This window comes from Flavobacterium profundi (assembly GCF_006491645.1).
In the GTDB taxonomy this organism is placed as follows: Bacteria; Bacteroidota; Bacteroidia; order Flavobacteriales; family Flavobacteriaceae; genus Flavobacterium; species Flavobacterium profundi.
Window position 1 is genome coordinate 163,940 of the sequence record NZ_VDCZ01000011.1, and the last position, 16,619, is coordinate 180,558.

Here is a 16,619-nt window from a genome sequence, read left to right on the forward strand (position 1 = left end):
TTTATATTTTTTTATTGAATTTAATTTTTAACTTTTCAAAAATAGACATTTTATCACAAACTCTCCTTGAATTGATCTTCATATTTTCTATAAACTGAGTGTTAAATGCTAAGTCTCTTGATTTTTTATAATATTGATAGGCCAATATGTATTCTCCTTCTAATTCAGCGATTCGACCTAATTCACTATAAAAATTACAATAGTCAATATTATCTCCAGTTGCAAAAGTAAGACGAATATGTTCTTTCGCTTCAGAATACTTTCCTAAATCGACTAATAAGTAAGCATAATTAAGATATGGTGCAGGATATTTTGGATCAAATTTCATGGCTAATTTATAGTGATACATCCCTTTTTCATGATTACTCAACTTATTATAGTGTATCCAACCTAAATGATTGTGCGCTTTACCAAAATCGGGACATTGCTCTAAAATATCTTCTAATAACTCTTTAGCTTCAGACACTTTCCCTTCACTAATTAAGCTATCTGCTTTAATAAAGAGATTTTCATATAGGCTTAAATTTTCCATGAAGTCATTTTAATTTAATAATTCTTTGGCATGATTAATAGCTGAATCAGAAATGTTTTTACCCGAAAGCATTTCTGCAATTTCCACAATACGTTGTTCTGCCGTAAGCAATTTTAATTCAGAAAGCGTATCATTCTCAACATTATATTTAAATACTTTATAATGTTGATCTCCTTTGGCTGCAATTTGAGGTAAATGAGTAATCGCGAAGACTTGCATATTTTTACTCATTTCTTTCATTATTTCTCCCATTTTTATTGCAATTTCACCAGAAACTCCTGTATCTATTTCATCAAAAATAATAGATGGTAATTTCGAATAATTAGCCAAAACAGCTTTTACTGCAAGCATTATACGAGACATCTCTCCACCTGAAGCCATCTTTTTAATAGGTCCCATAGCCATTCCTTTATTAGCTGAAAACAATAAAGAAATAGTGTCTTTTCCAAATTTTGTATAGGAATCAGTAGGCTGAATCTCAAATATAATTTTAGCATCTGGCATGCCTAATTGTGTTAAAATATATTGAATTTGTTCTGATAAAGTTGGAATAGCCTCTAACCTAGCTTTAGTTAGCAAATTAGCTACTTGATCTAACTTTTCAATGATATCAGCTTGTTCTCGTTTCTTTTTAACAATTTCTGCATCTAAATCATCATAACGAACTAATTTACCATCTAAATCATTTTGAATTGCGAGCAATTCTTCTACAGAGGTAACATTATGTTTTTTTTGTAAGGTGTAAATTGTTTGCAATTTCGTAGAGACCAATTCCAAACGTTCTGGGTCGTTTATAATTTTTTCTGCACTCGAAAAACATTCATCAATAACATCTTGCAATTCAATTGAAATACTAATTATACGTTCATGATACTCATGATAGTCTTTTGAAAAAACAGCAATTTTTTGAAGCGATTGTTTTATTTCATTTAGAGTTACTAATGTTCCTAATTGCTCCTCATTAGCTATACTTAAAACTTTATCTAAATTTTCTTTAATGAGTTCAACATTACTCAACTGATCCAATTCTTCTTCTAAATCCTTTTGTTCGCCTTCTTTTAATTTGGCAGCAACTAATTCTTCTAATAAAAAATTATTGTATTCTTGTTCTTTAGATAATGCTTCTTTTTCAGTAATAAGCTGTGATAATTCCTTTTTGGATTGATGTAAAACTTCCAATCCCTTTTTATAACTCGTAAGTCTTTTTTCGTTTTGAGCAACAGCATCTAAAATATCAAATTGATAGGCTTCATTTAGCAGTTCTCTCGTTTCATGTTGGGAATGAATATCTATTAGAAAAACACCTAATTCCTGCAATTCATTTAAATTTACCGGACTATCATTAATAAATGCTCTTGATTTACCAGACGGAAGAATCTCTCTTCTAATAATGGTTTGTTCTTCATAATCCAAATCATTGTCTTGAAAGAATCGCTCTAGATTGTAATTAGCTAATGAAAAAGTAGCTTCAATAATACATTTTTGATCCTTATCTTTAAGCACTGATAAATCAGCCCTATTCCCTAAAACGAGACCTAAAGCACCTAACAAAATAGATTTTCCCGCACCAGTTTCACCTGTTATAATAGAAAATTGATTCGAAAAAGTAATATCTAATGATTCGATTAATGCATAATTTTTTATCGAAAGAGATAAAAGCATAATTTTTGATGTAAATAGGTTTAAGAAACTATCTTATTTTATTCCATTTCATAGAATTCAAAGGAGAAATTCTATTAAGATTTGCTAGTAAATTAGCATTATTGGTTAGTGGACCACCCGTAAAAATTTGCACAATTTCATCAGTTTTAGCGTCAAAAAATGTTCTCGTTAAAAGAGCATTTGGACGTGATCTTTGAATTTGTGCTAATATATCAATTGACTCCGCAACACCTTCTTTCCCTTTTTTTAAATCATCAGCCATTATATCTAATCCTTTCAAGTGATACTGAAACAATGCTTTTCTGTAAGGTGAGTAAGTATTTGACAACAAATCAGAAATTAGAAAATATCGATTGTTATTATTTCCCTCTGATTGTGACCAACCTTTATAACCACTTGATTGAGAAAGATTCATAATATTTGCTGCAATTTCCAAGTATTTTGTTCCTGCTAACTCTCCATAGGTATCCATATCTACTCCAATAATAATATTTGCATAATATGCTAAAACGGAAGTAAGATTTGAATTAAAAGAGTTTTGGTCATAAATTAATTGTTCAAATTCGATAAAACGAAAACCAAAATCTTTATCATTTAAATTAAGTACAGGAGCACTGTAACTAGAATTAAAAACAATTCTAGAAGATTGTATTTGTAAGGTGGCAACTATATTATTAGAATTAAATTCTGATACATTTATAAAAAAATTACAGGCAATTTTTTCATGCTGTTGGTATTCTCTATTGGTCCATTTGGTATTATTTAAAAATTCACCAACTTGTTTTTCTAAATTTTTAAATATTTGCGGGTTAACATCGGTCATTCTATCTGCATTGACTGAGACTGTTGCATTTAATTCTTGTGATTTTACCATTTGTAAGGCAAAAAAAAGAAACACTATTGTTAACAATTTACGCATCATAATGTAGAATAATTTTATTGATAATATCTTGAGCTACAGCTTCTTTCGACTTTAAATCCATAGCTTCAATTGTAAAATTCTTATCTATAAAAGTTACTTTATTGGTATCATGACCAAAACCAGCTCCCTTATCATTTAAAGAATTTAAAACTATCAAATCTAAGTTTTTTTTCTGAATCTTCAATTTAGCATGCTCAATTTCATTTTCAGTCTCTAGAGCAAAACCAATTAAAAATTGGTCTTTTTTGACTTTACCTAAGGAAGCCAAAATATCTTTTGTTTTTTCTAATTCTATTATAAACGTCGTTTCGTCTTTCTTTATTTTTTGATTTGCAACATTTTTTGGTTTATAATCAGCAACTGCAGCGGCAGCAATAGCTACATCCACACTAGAAAAGTAAGAAAAACAAGCATCGTACATCTCTTGTGCCGATTTTACACGCTTTAAAGAAACTGAAGAATGTTGTAAATCTAAATGAGTAGGTCCAGAAACTAAAATAACCTCTGCTCCATTTTGTGCCGCTATTTTAGCAATGTCAAATCCCATTTTACCTGAAGAATGATTCCCTATAAATCGAACAGGATCAATCGCTTCATAGGTTGGACCTGCTGTAATTAAGATTTTTTTTCCTATCAATGGCAACTTTGACACAATATCATTTTCAATAAAACGAATGATATTTTCGGGTTCAGCCATCCTACCTTCTCCAGAAAGCCCACTTGCTAATTCACCACTTTCAGCAGGAATAATAGTATTCCCAAATTTTTTTAATTTTTGAAAACTATCTAAAGTAGATGGGTGTTTATACATATCTAAATCCATAGCTGGAGCAAAGTAAACAGGACATTTTGCAGACAGATAGGTAGCAATTAACAAATTGTCGCAATTTCCATTTGCCATTTTAGATAATGTATTTGCAGTAGCAGGTGCAATAATCATGTAATCAGCCCAAAGCGCTAATTCAACATGATTATTCCAAATCCCATTATCAGCTTCTTCTTCAAAAAAAGAAGAATATACAGGATTTTTTGAAAGCGTAGATAACGTTAAAGGAGTAACAAAATCTTTAGAAGCAGGTGTCATCACTACTTGTACTTGAGCACCTGCTTTAATAAAAAGTCGAACTAAATGTGCTGTTTTATAAGCGGCAATTCCTCCAGAAACTCCTAGCAAGATTTTTTTACCACTTAATACAGAACTGTTCATGTATTATTTTGCTTCTCTGTGATAAATTTTACCTTCTAACCATTCTTGAACTGCTAATGCATGAGGTTTAGGTAATTTTTCATAGAATTTTGAAACTTCAATTTGTTCTTTATTTTCGAAAATTTCTTCTAAACTATCATTGTAAGTTGCAAATTCTTCCAATTTTTCAATTAACTCCTTTTTAATTTCAGAATTAATTTGACTTGCTCTTTTAGCCATAATTGTAATGGCTTCATATATATTACCCGTTGGCTCTTCAATTACATTTTTGTTATACGTAATTGTATTCACTGGAGCAGTCGTCTTTTTTAAATCCATGATTTAACTTATTTAGAAAATTGTTGTAATTCTTGATTAATTGTTGCTAACATAGCATCAGCTTTATTTTTAAATTCAGAATCTGATTTAAATTTTGTAAAAGTTGCATACGCATTTTTAGCAAAAATTAAACGATCTTCTTTTTTATATTGTACACTATTCATCGCTAATTTATAAGCGGTACTAAATTTCAAAAACAAAGCTTCTTCTTTAAAAGGAGTACCTGGATAATCTGAAATAAAGTTATCCAAAGCAGTTAAAGCAGCATTGTATTCTAATCTATGGTCAGAAATAGTATAATATTGTTTTGCTATTTCGAAAGCTTTCTTTTCTAATTTCTCACGCAATTCTTTTACATATTCATTAGCTTTTGGCAAATATTCAGAATCCGGATAAGTGTCAATAAAAGCTTGCAATTTATTTAAAGCTTTATCCGTATCTGTTTGATCTAAACTATACCTTGGAGATAATCTGTAAAAACATTCCGCAGATAAAAAGGCTGCTTCTTCTCTTTTTTCACTTTTAGGATAATTAGATGCAAAACTCTCGAATTGATACCCTGCTAAATAATATTGCTTGGTATTGTAATAGGATTTTGAATACAAATAAAACAACCTTTCAGCATTAGGTTTCCCTCTATAAGCTGGAGCTATTTGCTCATACAATCGTAAGGCTTTATTATATTTCCCTTTATCGTACATTGCATTTGCTACTTTATTTTTCACACTTAAATCTTCACTCTTTAGTGCTTTTTGATATTCACTACAGGAGCTAAGAAAAATTACAATAAGGATAAAACTGATAATCTTATTCATCTATTTATTTATTTTTACTCTTTTAAATTCAAAACATTACAGACCTAAAAAAGCAACTGCAAATTTAGGTATTATTTATATACTACGAAAATCTTTTTTTAGCTATTTTTAATAGTAAAATCAGACAATCTTTCCGCTAAATTTTTATCTACATTTACTAAGGGTAATCGAACCGTATTTTCAGTTATTGCTTTAATTTTAAATATCTCTTTAATGCCTGCTGGATTACCTTGCTCAAAAATCATATCTATTGAATCTGCTAATTGATAATGAATTTCATAAGCTTCACTTACTTTTCCTTGTAATCCTAAGCGAACCATTTCAGAAAATGCTTTTGGAAACCCTTGTCCGATAACCGATATAACCCCTGAACCGCCTGCTAAAACCATTGGTAAAGTAATCATATCATCTCCTGAAATTACTAAAAAATCATCTGGCTTATGTTGAATTAAGCGCATTGCTTGAACAATGTCACCAGCAGCTTCTTTAATAGCAATAATATTTTTAAAATCATTAGCCAAACGCAACACTGTCGCTGGTAGCACATTACTTGCAGTTCTTCCTGGAACATTATACAATATTACTGGAACTGGAGAAGCTTTTGCTATTTCCTTAAAATGCTGATAAATACCCTCTTGTGTTGGCTTATTATAATAAGGTGAAACTGAAAGTATTGCATCAAATTTAGAAAAATCTCTAGTTTTCAATTCTTCTACTACTTTCATGGTATTATTTCCTCCTACACCTAAAACTAATGGCAATCTTCCAGCATTTACTTCTACCACCGTAGTAATCACTAGTTCTTTTTCTTCTTGAGTCAAAGTAGCTGTTTCTGCTGTCGTTCCTAAGACTACTAAATATTCCACTCCACCGTCAATTACAAATTCCACCACTTTTTTTAATCCTTCAACATCAACTGAAAAATCCTTTTTAAAGGGTGTAACAAGTGCAATACCGGTACCAGCAAATTTTTTCATTCTATAATTTATTAAGTATTTTTAAATATTTAAACAGTTCGGAGATAAAATCACGATAGACTTTAATATCAGATTTAATTATTAAATGATTACCCACATTTGTTGTTACATTTTCAAATCCAACTTTAAATTTTGCTTTTGAAAATAGCGATACATATAATAAGGGTAATTTTTCTTTATCATAAAAATTAATCAACAAATCAAAAGGATAAGAAACAAAATCTTGCACTTCAATGACTTTAATTTTTCCTGACCAACTAATATCTCTGTATGAAAAACTCAATTGTGACAAACTGTCTTTATGACTAACACTATCATTATAATACAAAACTTTAATCTCTTTAAAATTCAATTGCTTTGATTTAATTTCTTCCACTACTTTCTCTGTATCAAAGAAGTATGTCGAATCAATCAATATTCCAATAGTATTTATTTTTTCATTTGAACCTTCTGTAATTTTTGTTAACCTTTTATTAATATCTTTTTTTAGGAAAAAGTCCTTTATAATTCTAGAAAACATAGTAATTTTACGTGTTTGACAAAAATAAATATTTAAACCTATTTAAAGGATGGTAAATGTAAAAAAGAAAAGAGTAAATACTAGTTATTTTGTTATATTATTAACATTAATAACTTTAGCTTCTTGTAAAACAAATAAGAATACTATTTATGAAATACAAGGTAAAAGAATAAACATTAATGAGCAATACGCTACCGATGATGCAATTGAAAAATTTATAGCTCCCTATAGACAACATATTACCAATGATTTAGATAGTGTTTTAGCATACAATCCTGTAACACAAGAAAAAAGTAAAGGAAAATGGCAAACTAATATTGGTAATTTTTTTGCTGAAACCACATTAGAATTAAGCAACCCTATTTTTAAAAAAAGAGAAAATAAAAACATAGATTTTTGTTTATTGAATCATGGCGGAATTAGATCTATTATTGCTAAAGGAAATGTAACTACAAGAACTGCATTTGAAATTATGCCATTTGAAAATAGCGTAATGATAGTGGGATTAACAGGTAAAGAAGTGAAAACATTAGCTAGTTATTTTTTAAAAGAAAAAAAACCGCATCCTTTAGCAGGTTTAACCATTTTTACAGATGAGAACGAGACTACTTTAAAAAATGTTTTAGTAAATGGAAATACAGTCGATGATTCAAAAATATATTATGTGGCTACTTCCGATTATTTAGCTAATGGAGGTGATAATATGACATTTTTTAGAGACAGTTCTATTAAATATGACTTAGATTATAAATTACGAAATCTATTTATTGATTATTTCAAAAAAGTAGACACCTTACCTAATATAACCACAGAAAGAGTAGTAATTCAATAAAGTATACCTTATGAAAAGAAGAGATTTTTTACAAAAGACAGTTGCGAGTTCCGCTTTATTGTCATTAGGAGGAATAACATTAAGCAGTTTTTCAGCTTTAGAAACTAAAAAAATAACTGTTTTACATACGAATGATGTACATAGTCATATTGACCCTTTTCCTGCTGATCATCCAAGAAATCCAAATATGGGTGGTGCTGCTAGAAGAGCTAGCATTATTGAGCAAATCAGAAAAGAAGAAAAAAACGTTTTACTTTTAGATGCTGGAGATATTTTTCAAGGCACCCCTTACTTCAATTATTATGGTGGCGAACTAGAATTCAAACTAATGAGTATGATGCAATATGATTTAGCTACTATGGGAAATCATGATTTTGACAATGGTATTGATGGATTTCATGCGCAATTAGGTCATGCCAGTTTTGATTTTGTCTCAGCAAATTATGATTTTAGAAATACGGTTTTAGACGGCATTGTTAAACCTTATAAAATTATTACTAAAGACGGGATTAAAATCGGTATTTTCGGACTTGGTGTAGAACTAGATGGTTTAGTTGACAAAAAACTATATAAAGAAACGGTGTACAACAATCCTATTGAAGTAGCTCAAAGCATGACCAAAAAATTAAAAGAAGATGAAAAATGTGATTTAGTAATCTGTTTATCACATATTGGCTTTAAATATAAAAACGAACCGGAAAAAGTTTGCGATATTATGTTGGCACAACAAACAAAAAATATCGACTTGATTATTGGCGGACACACTCATACTTTTTTAGACAAACCTATTTTAGAAAAAAATCTAGAAGGCAAAGACGTTATCATTAACCAAGTGGGTTGTTTTGGAATTAATTTAGGACGCATCGATTTCTATTTAACGGATGATGTTACTTATGATAGCACTACAAAAAACATCATTCTAGGGTAAAAAGATTTATTTGAGGTACCTTCTTCTTAAAGAAGTGCGCTCCAAAAAATACATCACATAAAAATAATAGGAAATCGTTTGGGTTAACGTGTTGACCAATTTAAAAACGACTAAGTTAAATTGCTTATCTAGCATAAAAAAAACGTCTGACAAAATAAAAGAGACGATAGTAAAAGCTAGATAAGCATTTTTTCTATAACTCGAATAGAGAAAAACGAGAGCAGTAAGTAAGGTCATTAAAAACAATTCTATACTAAACAATAAAATATAAACGAACTCCTTATTAGAACTAAATTCAATTAAGGTTAGTAAGCTATAGGTTAAATATAGCATGGTTAGTAGTACAATAACTAATGAGATGTCTATTTTTTTTATAGGGCGCACTTGCAATAGCAACCTAAAGTCTTTGTAAATAAAATAAATGATGATTAAATAGGGAATCAAAAACAAAAAAAGTCCAAAAAAATAGTAATCTTCTATATTGATTAAGTATAAAATATCACCAAAAAAGAATAGCACTAATGACAACACAAACAAATCGTCACTTTTTCTTCGTATTTGAGTAAAATAATAAAAAACGATTGAAGGAATGATTATGGGTTTAGTTACTAATGTAACCCATTCATTGTCTAAACAAGAGGAAACAACATAAAGAACACCAGCGAGAATATACAATCCCAAAGAAGCATTCAGTTTAGGCATCAATCATTTTATTAAATTCATATTCGTCTAAAATGGGAATATTTAATTGATTTGCCTTTTCTAATTTGGAAGGTCCCATATTCGCTCCTGCAATTACATAATGTGTTTTAGAAGAAATAGAGCTTCCTACCTTACCTCCATTATCTTCAATTGCTTTTTTCAACTCATCTCTAGAATAGCTTTCAAAAACACCCGAAACCACAAAAATCTTACCACTTAATTTATCAGAAATTGAGGTGCTATCTGATTCACTTACTTCCAACTGAATTCCATAACTTTTAAGTCTATCAATAAGCATTTGATTCGCTTCATTTTCAAAAAATTGCACCACACTTTGCGCAATCTTTTCTCCAATTTCATCGACTAGTACTAAATCCATTACAGTGGCTTTAGCTAGCGCATCAATCGTTTTATAGTGTTTCGCTAATTTTTTAGCAACAGTTTCACCCACATATCGAATACCTAAAGCATATAAAACACGTTCAAAAGGAATACTTTTAGAATTTGCAATTCCATTAATCAAATTTTCAGCCGATTTATCAGCCATCCGCTCTAAAGGAACTATTTGTTCTTTGGTCAATTCATATAAATCTGCATAATTAGAAACCAAATTAGCATTATACAACAAAGCTACAGTTTCTCCACCAAGACCATCAATGTCCATGGCTTTTCTAGAAATAAAATGCTGTATTCTCCCAATAATTTGAGGAGGACAACCATAAAAATTAGGACAATAATGATTAGCTTCACCGTTTATTCTTACTAAAGCAGTATTACACTCAGGACAATGTGTAATATATGCTGTTGGTTGACTAGTTAATGGTCTTTGGTCTAAATCAACACCAATAATTTTAGGAATAATTTCTCCTCCTTTTTCTACAAAAACCGTATCGTGAATTCTAATATCTAGCTTTTGAATTTGGTCTGCATTGTGTAAAGAAGCTCTTTTTACAATTGTACCAGCTAACTGAACAGGCTCTAAATTTGCCACTGGTGTAATAGCTCCAGTTCTTCCCACTTGATAGGAAATAGAATTTAAAACCGTGGTTACTTGCTCCGCTTTAAATTTATAAGCCATAGCCCATCTGGGAGACTTAGAGGTATATCCTAGTTCATCTTGATATGGAATTTGATTCACTTTCACAACTACTCCATCCGTTTCATAAGGTAAATTATGTCGATGTATATCCCAATAGTTAATAAACTCAAAAACTTCATCTATGCTATTGACTAACTTGGATTCTTTGGGCACTTTAAATCCCCATTCTCTAGCTTTTTGAAGTCCTTCATACTGACTCATAATTGACAAATTGGGACCTACTAATGTATACAATAAACAATCCAGAGGTCGTTTTGCTACTTCTGCACTATCTTGTAATTTTAAACTTCCTGAAGCAGTATTTCTAGGATTGGAATAAGGAGTTTCACCAATTTCAATTAATTCTTGATTCATTTTTTCAAATCCGGCAAAAGGCAAAATAATTTCACCTCTAATTTCAAACTTATCTGGATAATCACCTTTCAAATGAATTGGAACGGATTTAATTGTTTTTATGTTATTGGTTACATCATCTCCTTGAAATCCATCCCCTCTTGTAACCGCTCTTTTCAATTTTCCGCCTTCATATAAGATACTAATAGAAGCACCATCATACTTAAGTTCACAAGTAAACGCCAAAGGAACATCACCTAAAATTTTCTGACATCTTTTTTCCCAATCCAACAAATCATCTTTAGAATACGAATTATCTAGAGAATACATTCTGTATTCATGATGTACTGTTTCAAAATTTTTGGTAACTGCACCACCTACTCTAACCGTAGGAGAATTCTCATCATATAATTCTGGATGTTTCGCTTCTAATTCCTGCAGCTGCTTTAATTTGGAATCAAATTCAAAATCTGAAATGGTAGGTTTATCCAAAACATAATAATTATAATTATGTTGGTTTAATTCTTCTCTTAAAGATTGGATGGTTTCAATGCTATTCATGAATAAACTATTGATTTAAAAGATGTTCTAATTTAGTAAACAATTCCCCTTTACTTATGATTCCTCCTTGTTTAATAATTGAAAACAGAGAACCATTTCTATCTTCTGAAATATCTTTTTTCCCCTTCTTTATTTCAATATCATCTGAAAATATATTTTCACTTAACCAATTAATTCCATCAGAAGTTAAAAAATCAACATTAGAAACATTACTATTGATAATGTATGAATATACTGTGTTTTCAACACATTTGAATAAGAAAATATAATTTTTTGAAAAATGGTCAATAAAATTCACATTGGAAATCGCTCTGTCCCAAATCATATCAGAAAAGACATCTATTTCTTGTTCAGCTATTTCTGGTTTATTTTTTTTTAATTCATCCCATTCTTTTTTATCAATAGATTGAGTTGCTAAAAAAGTAACAAATTCAGGATGAAGCTCTTCTAATTGCTCTTTCGTAAGTCTTATATACTTCATGTTGTAAATATAAAAAAAAAGCCCTCCAAAAAGGAAGGGCTATAAAATATTTTTTATAAAAAAATTAAGCTTTTTCAGCGATAATTTCATATGGTAACTCAACGATTACATCTCTATGAAGTCTTACGTTTGCAGTATATTTACCTACACGTTTAACGATACCACTAGTGATGAATTTTTTATCAATTGCTTGACCGTTAGCTTCTAAAGCTTCAGCGATATTTGCATTAGTAATAGAACCAAATAATTTATCACCACCTGCTTTAGCACTAATTTTAATCTCAAGAGCTTTTAATGCTTCAGCAATTTTATTTGCATCGTCAACTAATTTTTGCTCTTTGTGTGCTTTTTGCTTTAAATTTTCAGCTAAAACTTTTTTAGCAGAAGGAGTAGCTAAAATAGCAAACCCTTGAGGGATTAAGTAATTACGACCGTAACCGTTTTTCACAGTAACTACGTCATCTTTAAATCCTAAATTTTGAACGTCTTGTTTTAAGATAAGTTCCATGTTGATGTCCTTTTATTTTAGAAGTTAGCTCCGAAAAAATCGCAGCAACAACTTATTATTGATAATTATTTTAATAAATCAGCCACGTAAGGCATTAAAGCTAAGTGACGTGCTCTTTTAACAGCTACAGACACTTTTCTTTGGTATTTTAAAGAAGTACCTGTTAAACGTCTTGGTAAAATTTTACCTTGCTCGTTAACGAATTTCAATAAGAAATCTGGATCTTTATAATCTACATACTTAATACCAGATTTTTTGAAACGACAATATTTCTTTTGTTTGTTAGTCTCTATATTTAAAGGAGTAAGATATCTGATATCTCCTTCTTTTTTTCCTTTTGCAGATTGCTCTAAAGTTGACATAATTAGTTTGATTTAGCTTTTAATTTTACTCTTCTTCTTTCTGCCCAAGAAATTGCATGTTTATCTAAAGTAACTGTTAAGAAACGCATTACTCTTTCGTCACGACGAAATTCAGTTTCAAAACTTGCAATAATTTCTCCTGGTGCTTTAAATTCAAATAAGTGATAAAATCCACTTTTCTTGTGTTGAATTTCATAAGCTAATTTTTTTAAGCCCCAATCTTCTTTTGATACCATCTCAGCCCCTTTAGAAGTAAGAAAATCTTCAAATTTGCTTACTGTTTCCTTTATCTGTTGTTCAGATAAAACGGGATTCAAGATGAAAACAGCTTCATAATGATTCATAATAATTATATTAATTTTGTTTAAATTGGGTGCAAAAATATAAAATTTATTTTAAATAACAACATATCTGCGATTAATTGTGTTTTATTTACGTTTTTATTTGTTTTATTTACGTTTTTATTTGTTCTATTAATTTTTTTAGCATACTTTTAGCTTTAAATTTAGACCTATGAAGTTGAATTGTATAGTCGTTGACGATAGTGCGATACAGAGAATGACAATAACCAAACTAGTTAATGAATCAACTAATCTACATTTAGTTGGAGATTTTGCTAATGCTTTAGAAACAAAAAATTCCCTAAATAATAATAATGTTGATTTAATTTTTCTAGATATAGAAATGCCCTTAATTAGTGGTTTTGATTTATTAGATGGTTTAAAAGTTAAGCCTCAGATTATCTTTATCACTTCGAAAGCAGATTATGCTGTGAAAGCATTTGATTATGAAGCAACTGATTTTCTTCAGAAACCAATATCTAAAGACCGTTTTTTAAAAGCGGTTAAAAAAGCTTTAGAATTACATCAATTACGAAATGAATCTCATGAAGAATTAGGCGAAGCTATTATTATAAAAAGCAATCTGAAGAAATTAAAAGTTTTTACTCACAAAATTAAATGGATTGAAGCTTATGGGGATTATATCAAAGTAGTTACTGATGACGAAAGTCATTTGGTTTTATCTACTATGAAATCTTTTGAAAACGAACTTCCTCAAGGTAAATTTATAAGAGTTCACAAATCTTACATTGTTAATTTAGATCGAGTAGAAAAATTCAATAGTAAATTTGCTGAAATTGATGGCCAAAAAATTCCAATAAGCAGAAACAAAAAAGATGTGATTAGCAAAGCTATTGAAGCAATCTAATAGTGATCTACATTAACTGTTATTTTTACTGCACGATATTGTGAAATCGCATCAAAACTTTGAATTATTTTTTCAATAGTTCTTTTTGTTTTACCTAAATGAATAGTAGTAGGAATCTTAATAATTATAGTACGTATATATTCATTTCTAATTTTACTTACAACAGGCTCTTCTGGACCAAGTATTGGTATTTGCAATTGCTGCACAAGAACATTATATAGCCAAAGTGATGATTCTTTCAGCTTTTCATAATCTCTATGTTTAAGCGTAAGTTTGATTAATCTGTAAAAGGGTGGATATTTAAAATTCTGTCTTTCATATATCTGCTCTTTATACATGGCTTTATAATCATTATTAACTACTTGTTGTATGGTATTATGGTAAGGATTGTAAGTTTGTATCAAAACGATTCCTTTTTTTTCTTTCCTACCAGCTCTACCAGCAACTTGAGTCATCATTTGAAAGGCTCTTTCGTAAGCTCTAAAATTAGGCTGATTCAGCATATTATCTGCATTTAAAATACCTACTAATGTAACATTATCAAAATGAAGTCCTTTGGCCAACATTTGTGTACCAATAAGAATATCAATCTCTTTATTTTTAAAAGCGTCAATAATTTTTTCATAACCATATTTCCCTCTTGTAGTATCCTGATCCATTCTACCAATAGATTTAGTTGGGAATAAAGACTTTAATTCCATTTCAATCTGTTCAGTTCCAAAACCTTTAGTAGTAAGATCTGCTGATTGACAATGATGACAATGAGATGGGTTTGCAATAGAATAACTACAATAATGACAACGCAATTGATTTTTAAATTTATAATAAGTCAAACTTACATCACAGTTAGGACAATGAGGCACATGTCCGCAAGTCATACATTCAACAAATGGAGAATAGCCTCTTCTATTTTGAAATAGAATTACTTGCTCTCCAAAAGATATTTTTTCAGTTATAAGTTCTAACAACTCATCTGAAAAATGACCTTGCATTCTCTTTCTAAAATATTTATCTTTTAAATCAATTATCTTTATTTCCGGAAGCGTTACATTACCATATCTTTCAGACAATTCAACCAAACCATATTTATTATTTTTTACATTATAATAGGATTCCAAACTTGGAGTTGCACTACCTAATAAAACTTTAGCATTATGTAATTTAGCCAATACAATTGCTGCATCTCTTGCATGATATCTTGGAGCTGGATCTTGTTGCTTAAAAGTTTGTTCATGTTCTTCATCGACAATCACCAGGCCTAAATTTGAAAAAGGTAAAAATAAAGCACTTCGAACTCCAATAACAATTTTTGCTTTATCAGAATTCTCCAATACATTATTCCACACTTCAATCCTTTCATTAACATTGTATTTTGAATGAAAAACAGAAATTTGATTACCAAAATATGCCGTTAACCTTTGTACCAACTGGGTTGTTAGCGCTATTTCTGGTAATAAAAATAAAATTTGCTTATCTAGAATTAAATATTCTTCAATTAACTTAATATATATTTCTGTCTTACCTGAAGAAGTAACTCCATGAAGTAAAGTAATATCAAAACTCTTGTATGTTTCTTTAATCTGAGTTAAAGCTATTTCTTGAGAAACACTTAAATTAAAATTAGCAGCATCATCTTTTTCAAATATGACCCTATCTTGATTTAGATAAAACTCTTCAAAAATTCCTTTATCAATTAATGACTTCAAAACTGAAGAAGAAGAATTGGAAAACTCAAGTAAATATTTAACTTCAATATCTCTTTTCTCTATAGCTCTCAATTGAAAATAATTCAATATCAAACTATGTTGTTTTTTTGCTTTGGAAACAATAAGCAACAATTCTTCTAGCCGTTCCTTTTGCAAAAACTCATCTTGAATTTTTACATATTTTATTTTTTTAGGTTTATAGGTTTCTTTTATTTCTTCTTGAATTACTAATGCACCTTTAGACAACATACCATTAATAACAGGAAAAACATTTTTTCTATTTAATAATTTTACAATTTCTCCAACTGAAATTGAAGATTGTAATTGCAATGCTTCATAAATTAAATACTCTTCATCCTTTAAATCGGAAACAGGATATACCAAATCATTTTTTTTAGAGATTATAGTTTCACTCTCTAATAATAACCCTGAAGGTAAAGCACCTTTAAAAACTTCACCTAATGAACACATATAATAATCTGAAATCCATTTCCAATGCTCAATCTGATAGGAGTTTATTATGACCGTAATATCTAATATAGTTTCAATTTGTTTAGCTACATAATGCAGAGGAGGGGTATTATTCTTGTCTAATACTAAAGATGTATAAACTTTATTTTTACCAAAAGGAACAGCAACTCGCATACCTTTTTCAATATAATTAAATTCAGCTTCAGAAACTTCATAAGTAAAAGTTTTTTTAAGAGCTAATGGTAAAATAACATCTATAAAATATCGCATAAGCAAATATAAATCAAAAAGAGAAGAGAAAAAAAGTGTTTTTATTAAATCAATAATTGATTACAAAATAATAAACCAATTTTATTTTAAACTATATAAAAACAAAAAACCCTTATCGATTAGATAAGGGTTTTCAAAAGAAAGGCGACGACATACTCTCCCACAAGATTGCAGTACCATCTGCGCAGTCGGGCTTAACTTCTC

At 29.6% G+C, this 16,619-nt stretch carries 18 protein-coding genes; 3 read left to right on the forward strand and 15 right to left on the reverse strand.

Translation table 11 applies throughout. The features are described from left to right. Nucleotide 1 precedes the first annotated feature (1 nt). From FHG05_RS14280 to FHG05_RS14315, 8 genes are all read right to left on the reverse strand, one after another. The gene (locus FHG05_RS14280) at nucleotides 2–532 is read right to left on the reverse strand and encodes a tetratricopeptide repeat protein (RefSeq protein ID WP_140998781.1); all 531 of its coding nucleotides are present in this window, start codon (nucleotides 530–532) and stop codon (nucleotides 2–4) included. Between the two features lie 9 nt (nucleotides 533–541). Continuing rightward, nucleotides 542–2,194 (reverse strand): DNA repair protein RecN, encoded by a 1,653-nt coding sequence (gene recN, locus FHG05_RS14285; RefSeq protein ID WP_140998782.1) that lies wholly within the window; start codon nucleotides 2,192–2,194, stop codon nucleotides 542–544. A gap of 28 nt (nucleotides 2,195–2,222) precedes the next feature. Further along, entirely contained in the window at nucleotides 2,223–3,116 is an 894-nt protein-coding gene (porD, locus tag FHG05_RS14290) for a type IX secretion system protein PorD (protein WP_140998783.1), read from the reverse strand. Then, nucleotides 3,106–4,323, reverse strand: coding sequence for a bifunctional phosphopantothenoylcysteine decarboxylase/phosphopantothenate--cysteine ligase CoaBC (gene coaBC / locus FHG05_RS14295; RefSeq protein ID WP_140998784.1), 1,218 nt, complete (start codon nucleotides 4,321–4,323; stop codon nucleotides 3,106–3,108). The genes porD and coaBC overlap by 11 nt, the downstream gene beginning before the upstream one ends. A gap of 3 nt (nucleotides 4,324–4,326) precedes the next feature. Beyond that, nucleotides 4,327–4,641, reverse strand: a complete 315-nt coding sequence (locus FHG05_RS14300; RefSeq protein ID WP_140998785.1) for a DNA-directed RNA polymerase subunit omega — start codon at nucleotides 4,639–4,641, stop codon at nucleotides 4,327–4,329. Nucleotides 4,642–4,649: 8 nt separating this feature from the next. Then, on the reverse strand, nucleotides 4,650–5,456 hold the full coding sequence (locus FHG05_RS14305; protein WP_140998786.1) for an outer membrane protein assembly factor BamD: 807 nt from the start codon (nucleotides 5,454–5,456) through the stop codon (nucleotides 4,650–4,652). 98 nt (nucleotides 5,457–5,554) lie between these two features. Then, entirely contained in the window at nucleotides 5,555–6,433 is an 879-nt protein-coding gene (dapA, locus tag FHG05_RS14310; RefSeq protein ID WP_140998787.1) for a 4-hydroxy-tetrahydrodipicolinate synthase, read from the reverse strand. Nucleotide 6,434: 1 nt separating this feature from the next. After that, the gene (locus tag FHG05_RS14315; RefSeq protein WP_140998788.1) at nucleotides 6,435–6,953 is read right to left on the reverse strand and encodes a DUF6913 domain-containing protein; all 519 of its coding nucleotides are present in this window, start codon (nucleotides 6,951–6,953) and stop codon (nucleotides 6,435–6,437) included. 49 nt (nucleotides 6,954–7,002) lie between these two features. Here FHG05_RS14315 and FHG05_RS14320 point away from each other — a divergent pair, with 49 nt between their 5' ends. Then, the gene (locus FHG05_RS14320) at nucleotides 7,003–7,785 is read left to right on the forward strand and encodes a 5'-nucleotidase C-terminal domain-containing protein (protein ID WP_140998789.1); all 783 of its coding nucleotides are present in this window, start codon (nucleotides 7,003–7,005) and stop codon (nucleotides 7,783–7,785) included. Between the two features lie 10 nt (nucleotides 7,786–7,795). Continuing rightward, nucleotides 7,796–8,713, forward strand: a complete 918-nt coding sequence (locus tag FHG05_RS14325; RefSeq protein WP_140998790.1) for a bifunctional metallophosphatase/5'-nucleotidase — start codon at nucleotides 7,796–7,798, stop codon at nucleotides 8,711–8,713. Nucleotides 8,714–8,719: 6 nt separating this feature from the next. Here the strand turns inward: FHG05_RS14325 and FHG05_RS14330 are convergent, their stop codons facing one another. From FHG05_RS14330 to rpsF, 6 genes are all read right to left on the reverse strand, one after another. Next, complete coding sequence (locus FHG05_RS14330; protein ID WP_140998791.1) at nucleotides 8,720–9,415, reverse strand: lysoplasmalogenase family protein; 696 nt, start codon at nucleotides 9,413–9,415, stop codon at nucleotides 8,720–8,722. Further along, entirely contained in the window at nucleotides 9,408–11,408 is a 2,001-nt protein-coding gene (ligA, locus tag FHG05_RS14335; RefSeq protein ID WP_140998792.1) for an NAD-dependent DNA ligase LigA, read from the reverse strand. The genes FHG05_RS14330 and ligA overlap by 8 nt, the downstream gene beginning before the upstream one ends. Before the next feature lie 7 nt (nucleotides 11,409–11,415). Beyond that, on the reverse strand, nucleotides 11,416–11,889 hold the full coding sequence (locus FHG05_RS14340; RefSeq protein WP_140998793.1) for a DUF6495 family protein: 474 nt from the start codon (nucleotides 11,887–11,889) through the stop codon (nucleotides 11,416–11,418). A 64-nt stretch (nucleotides 11,890–11,953) separates the two neighbouring features. After that, nucleotides 11,954–12,397, reverse strand: a complete 444-nt coding sequence (gene rplI / locus FHG05_RS14345) for a 50S ribosomal protein L9 (RefSeq protein WP_140998794.1) — start codon at nucleotides 12,395–12,397, stop codon at nucleotides 11,954–11,956. 65 nt (nucleotides 12,398–12,462) lie between these two features. Next, complete coding sequence (rpsR, locus tag FHG05_RS14350) at nucleotides 12,463–12,759, reverse strand: 30S ribosomal protein S18 (protein WP_072785428.1); 297 nt, start codon at nucleotides 12,757–12,759, stop codon at nucleotides 12,463–12,465. 2 nt (nucleotides 12,760–12,761) lie between these two features. Next, a complete protein-coding gene (gene rpsF / locus FHG05_RS14355) occupies nucleotides 12,762–13,103 on the reverse strand; it encodes a 30S ribosomal protein S6 (RefSeq protein WP_140998795.1) in 342 nt (113 codons plus the stop codon). A gap of 169 nt (nucleotides 13,104–13,272) precedes the next feature. Between rpsF and FHG05_RS14360 the strand changes: the two genes are divergently transcribed. After that, nucleotides 13,273–13,968: a LytR/AlgR family response regulator transcription factor gene (locus tag FHG05_RS14360; protein WP_130734981.1), complete on the forward strand. Its 696-nt coding sequence runs from the start codon at nucleotides 13,273–13,275 to the stop codon at nucleotides 13,966–13,968. Here FHG05_RS14360 and priA read toward each other — a convergent pair. Further along, on the reverse strand, nucleotides 13,965–16,415 hold the full coding sequence (gene priA / locus FHG05_RS14365) for a replication restart helicase PriA (RefSeq protein ID WP_140998796.1): 2,451 nt from the start codon (nucleotides 16,413–16,415) through the stop codon (nucleotides 13,965–13,967). The genes FHG05_RS14360 and priA overlap by 4 nt on opposite strands. Nucleotides 16,416–16,619: the final 204 nt, after the last annotated feature.

Bases quoted from the DNA above. Each gene is read 5' to 3' on its own strand.
- FHG05_RS14280 (WP_140998781.1), bottom strand. From the start codon at position 532: ATGGAAAATTTAAGCCTATATGAAAATCTCTTTATTAAAGCAGATAGC.
- recN (WP_140998782.1), bottom strand. From the start codon at position 2,194: ATGCTTTTATCTCTTTCGATAAAAAATTATGCATTAATCGAATCATTA.
- porD (WP_140998783.1), bottom strand. From the start codon at position 3,116: ATGATGCGTAAATTGTTAACAATAGTGTTTCTTTTTTTTGCCTTACAA.
- coaBC (WP_140998784.1), bottom strand. From the start codon at position 4,323: ATGAACAGTTCTGTATTAAGTGGTAAAAAAATCTTGCTAGGAGTTTCT.
- FHG05_RS14300 (WP_140998785.1), bottom strand. From the start codon at position 4,641: ATGGATTTAAAAAAGACGACTGCTCCAGTGAATACAATTACGTATAAC.
- FHG05_RS14305 (WP_140998786.1), bottom strand. From the start codon at position 5,456: ATGAATAAGATTATCAGTTTTATCCTTATTGTAATTTTTCTTAGCTCC.
- dapA (WP_140998787.1), bottom strand. From the start codon at position 6,433: ATGAAAAAATTTGCTGGTACCGGTATTGCACTTGTTACACCCTTTAAA.
- FHG05_RS14315 (WP_140998788.1), bottom strand. From the start codon at position 6,953: ATGTTTTCTAGAATTATAAAGGACTTTTTCCTAAAAAAAGATATTAAT.
- FHG05_RS14320 (WP_140998789.1), top strand. From the start codon at position 7,003: ATGGTAAATGTAAAAAAGAAAAGAGTAAATACTAGTTATTTTGTTATA.
- FHG05_RS14325 (WP_140998790.1), top strand. From the start codon at position 7,796: ATGAAAAGAAGAGATTTTTTACAAAAGACAGTTGCGAGTTCCGCTTTA.
- FHG05_RS14330 (WP_140998791.1), bottom strand. From the start codon at position 9,415: ATGCCTAAACTGAATGCTTCTTTGGGATTGTATATTCTCGCTGGTGTT.
- ligA (WP_140998792.1), bottom strand. From the start codon at position 11,408: ATGAATAGCATTGAAACCATCCAATCTTTAAGAGAAGAATTAAACCAA.
- FHG05_RS14340 (WP_140998793.1), bottom strand. From the start codon at position 11,889: ATGAAGTATATAAGACTTACGAAAGAGCAATTAGAAGAGCTTCATCCT.
- rplI (WP_140998794.1), bottom strand. From the start codon at position 12,397: ATGGAACTTATCTTAAAACAAGACGTTCAAAATTTAGGATTTAAAGAT.
- rpsR (WP_072785428.1), bottom strand. From the start codon at position 12,759: ATGTCAACTTTAGAGCAATCTGCAAAAGGAAAAAAAGAAGGAGATATC.
- rpsF (WP_140998795.1), bottom strand. From the start codon at position 13,103: ATGAATCATTATGAAGCTGTTTTCATCTTGAATCCCGTTTTATCTGAA.
- FHG05_RS14360 (WP_130734981.1), top strand. From the start codon at position 13,273: ATGAAGTTGAATTGTATAGTCGTTGACGATAGTGCGATACAGAGAATG.
- priA (WP_140998796.1), bottom strand. From the start codon at position 16,415: ATGCGATATTTTATAGATGTTATTTTACCATTAGCTCTTAAAAAAACT.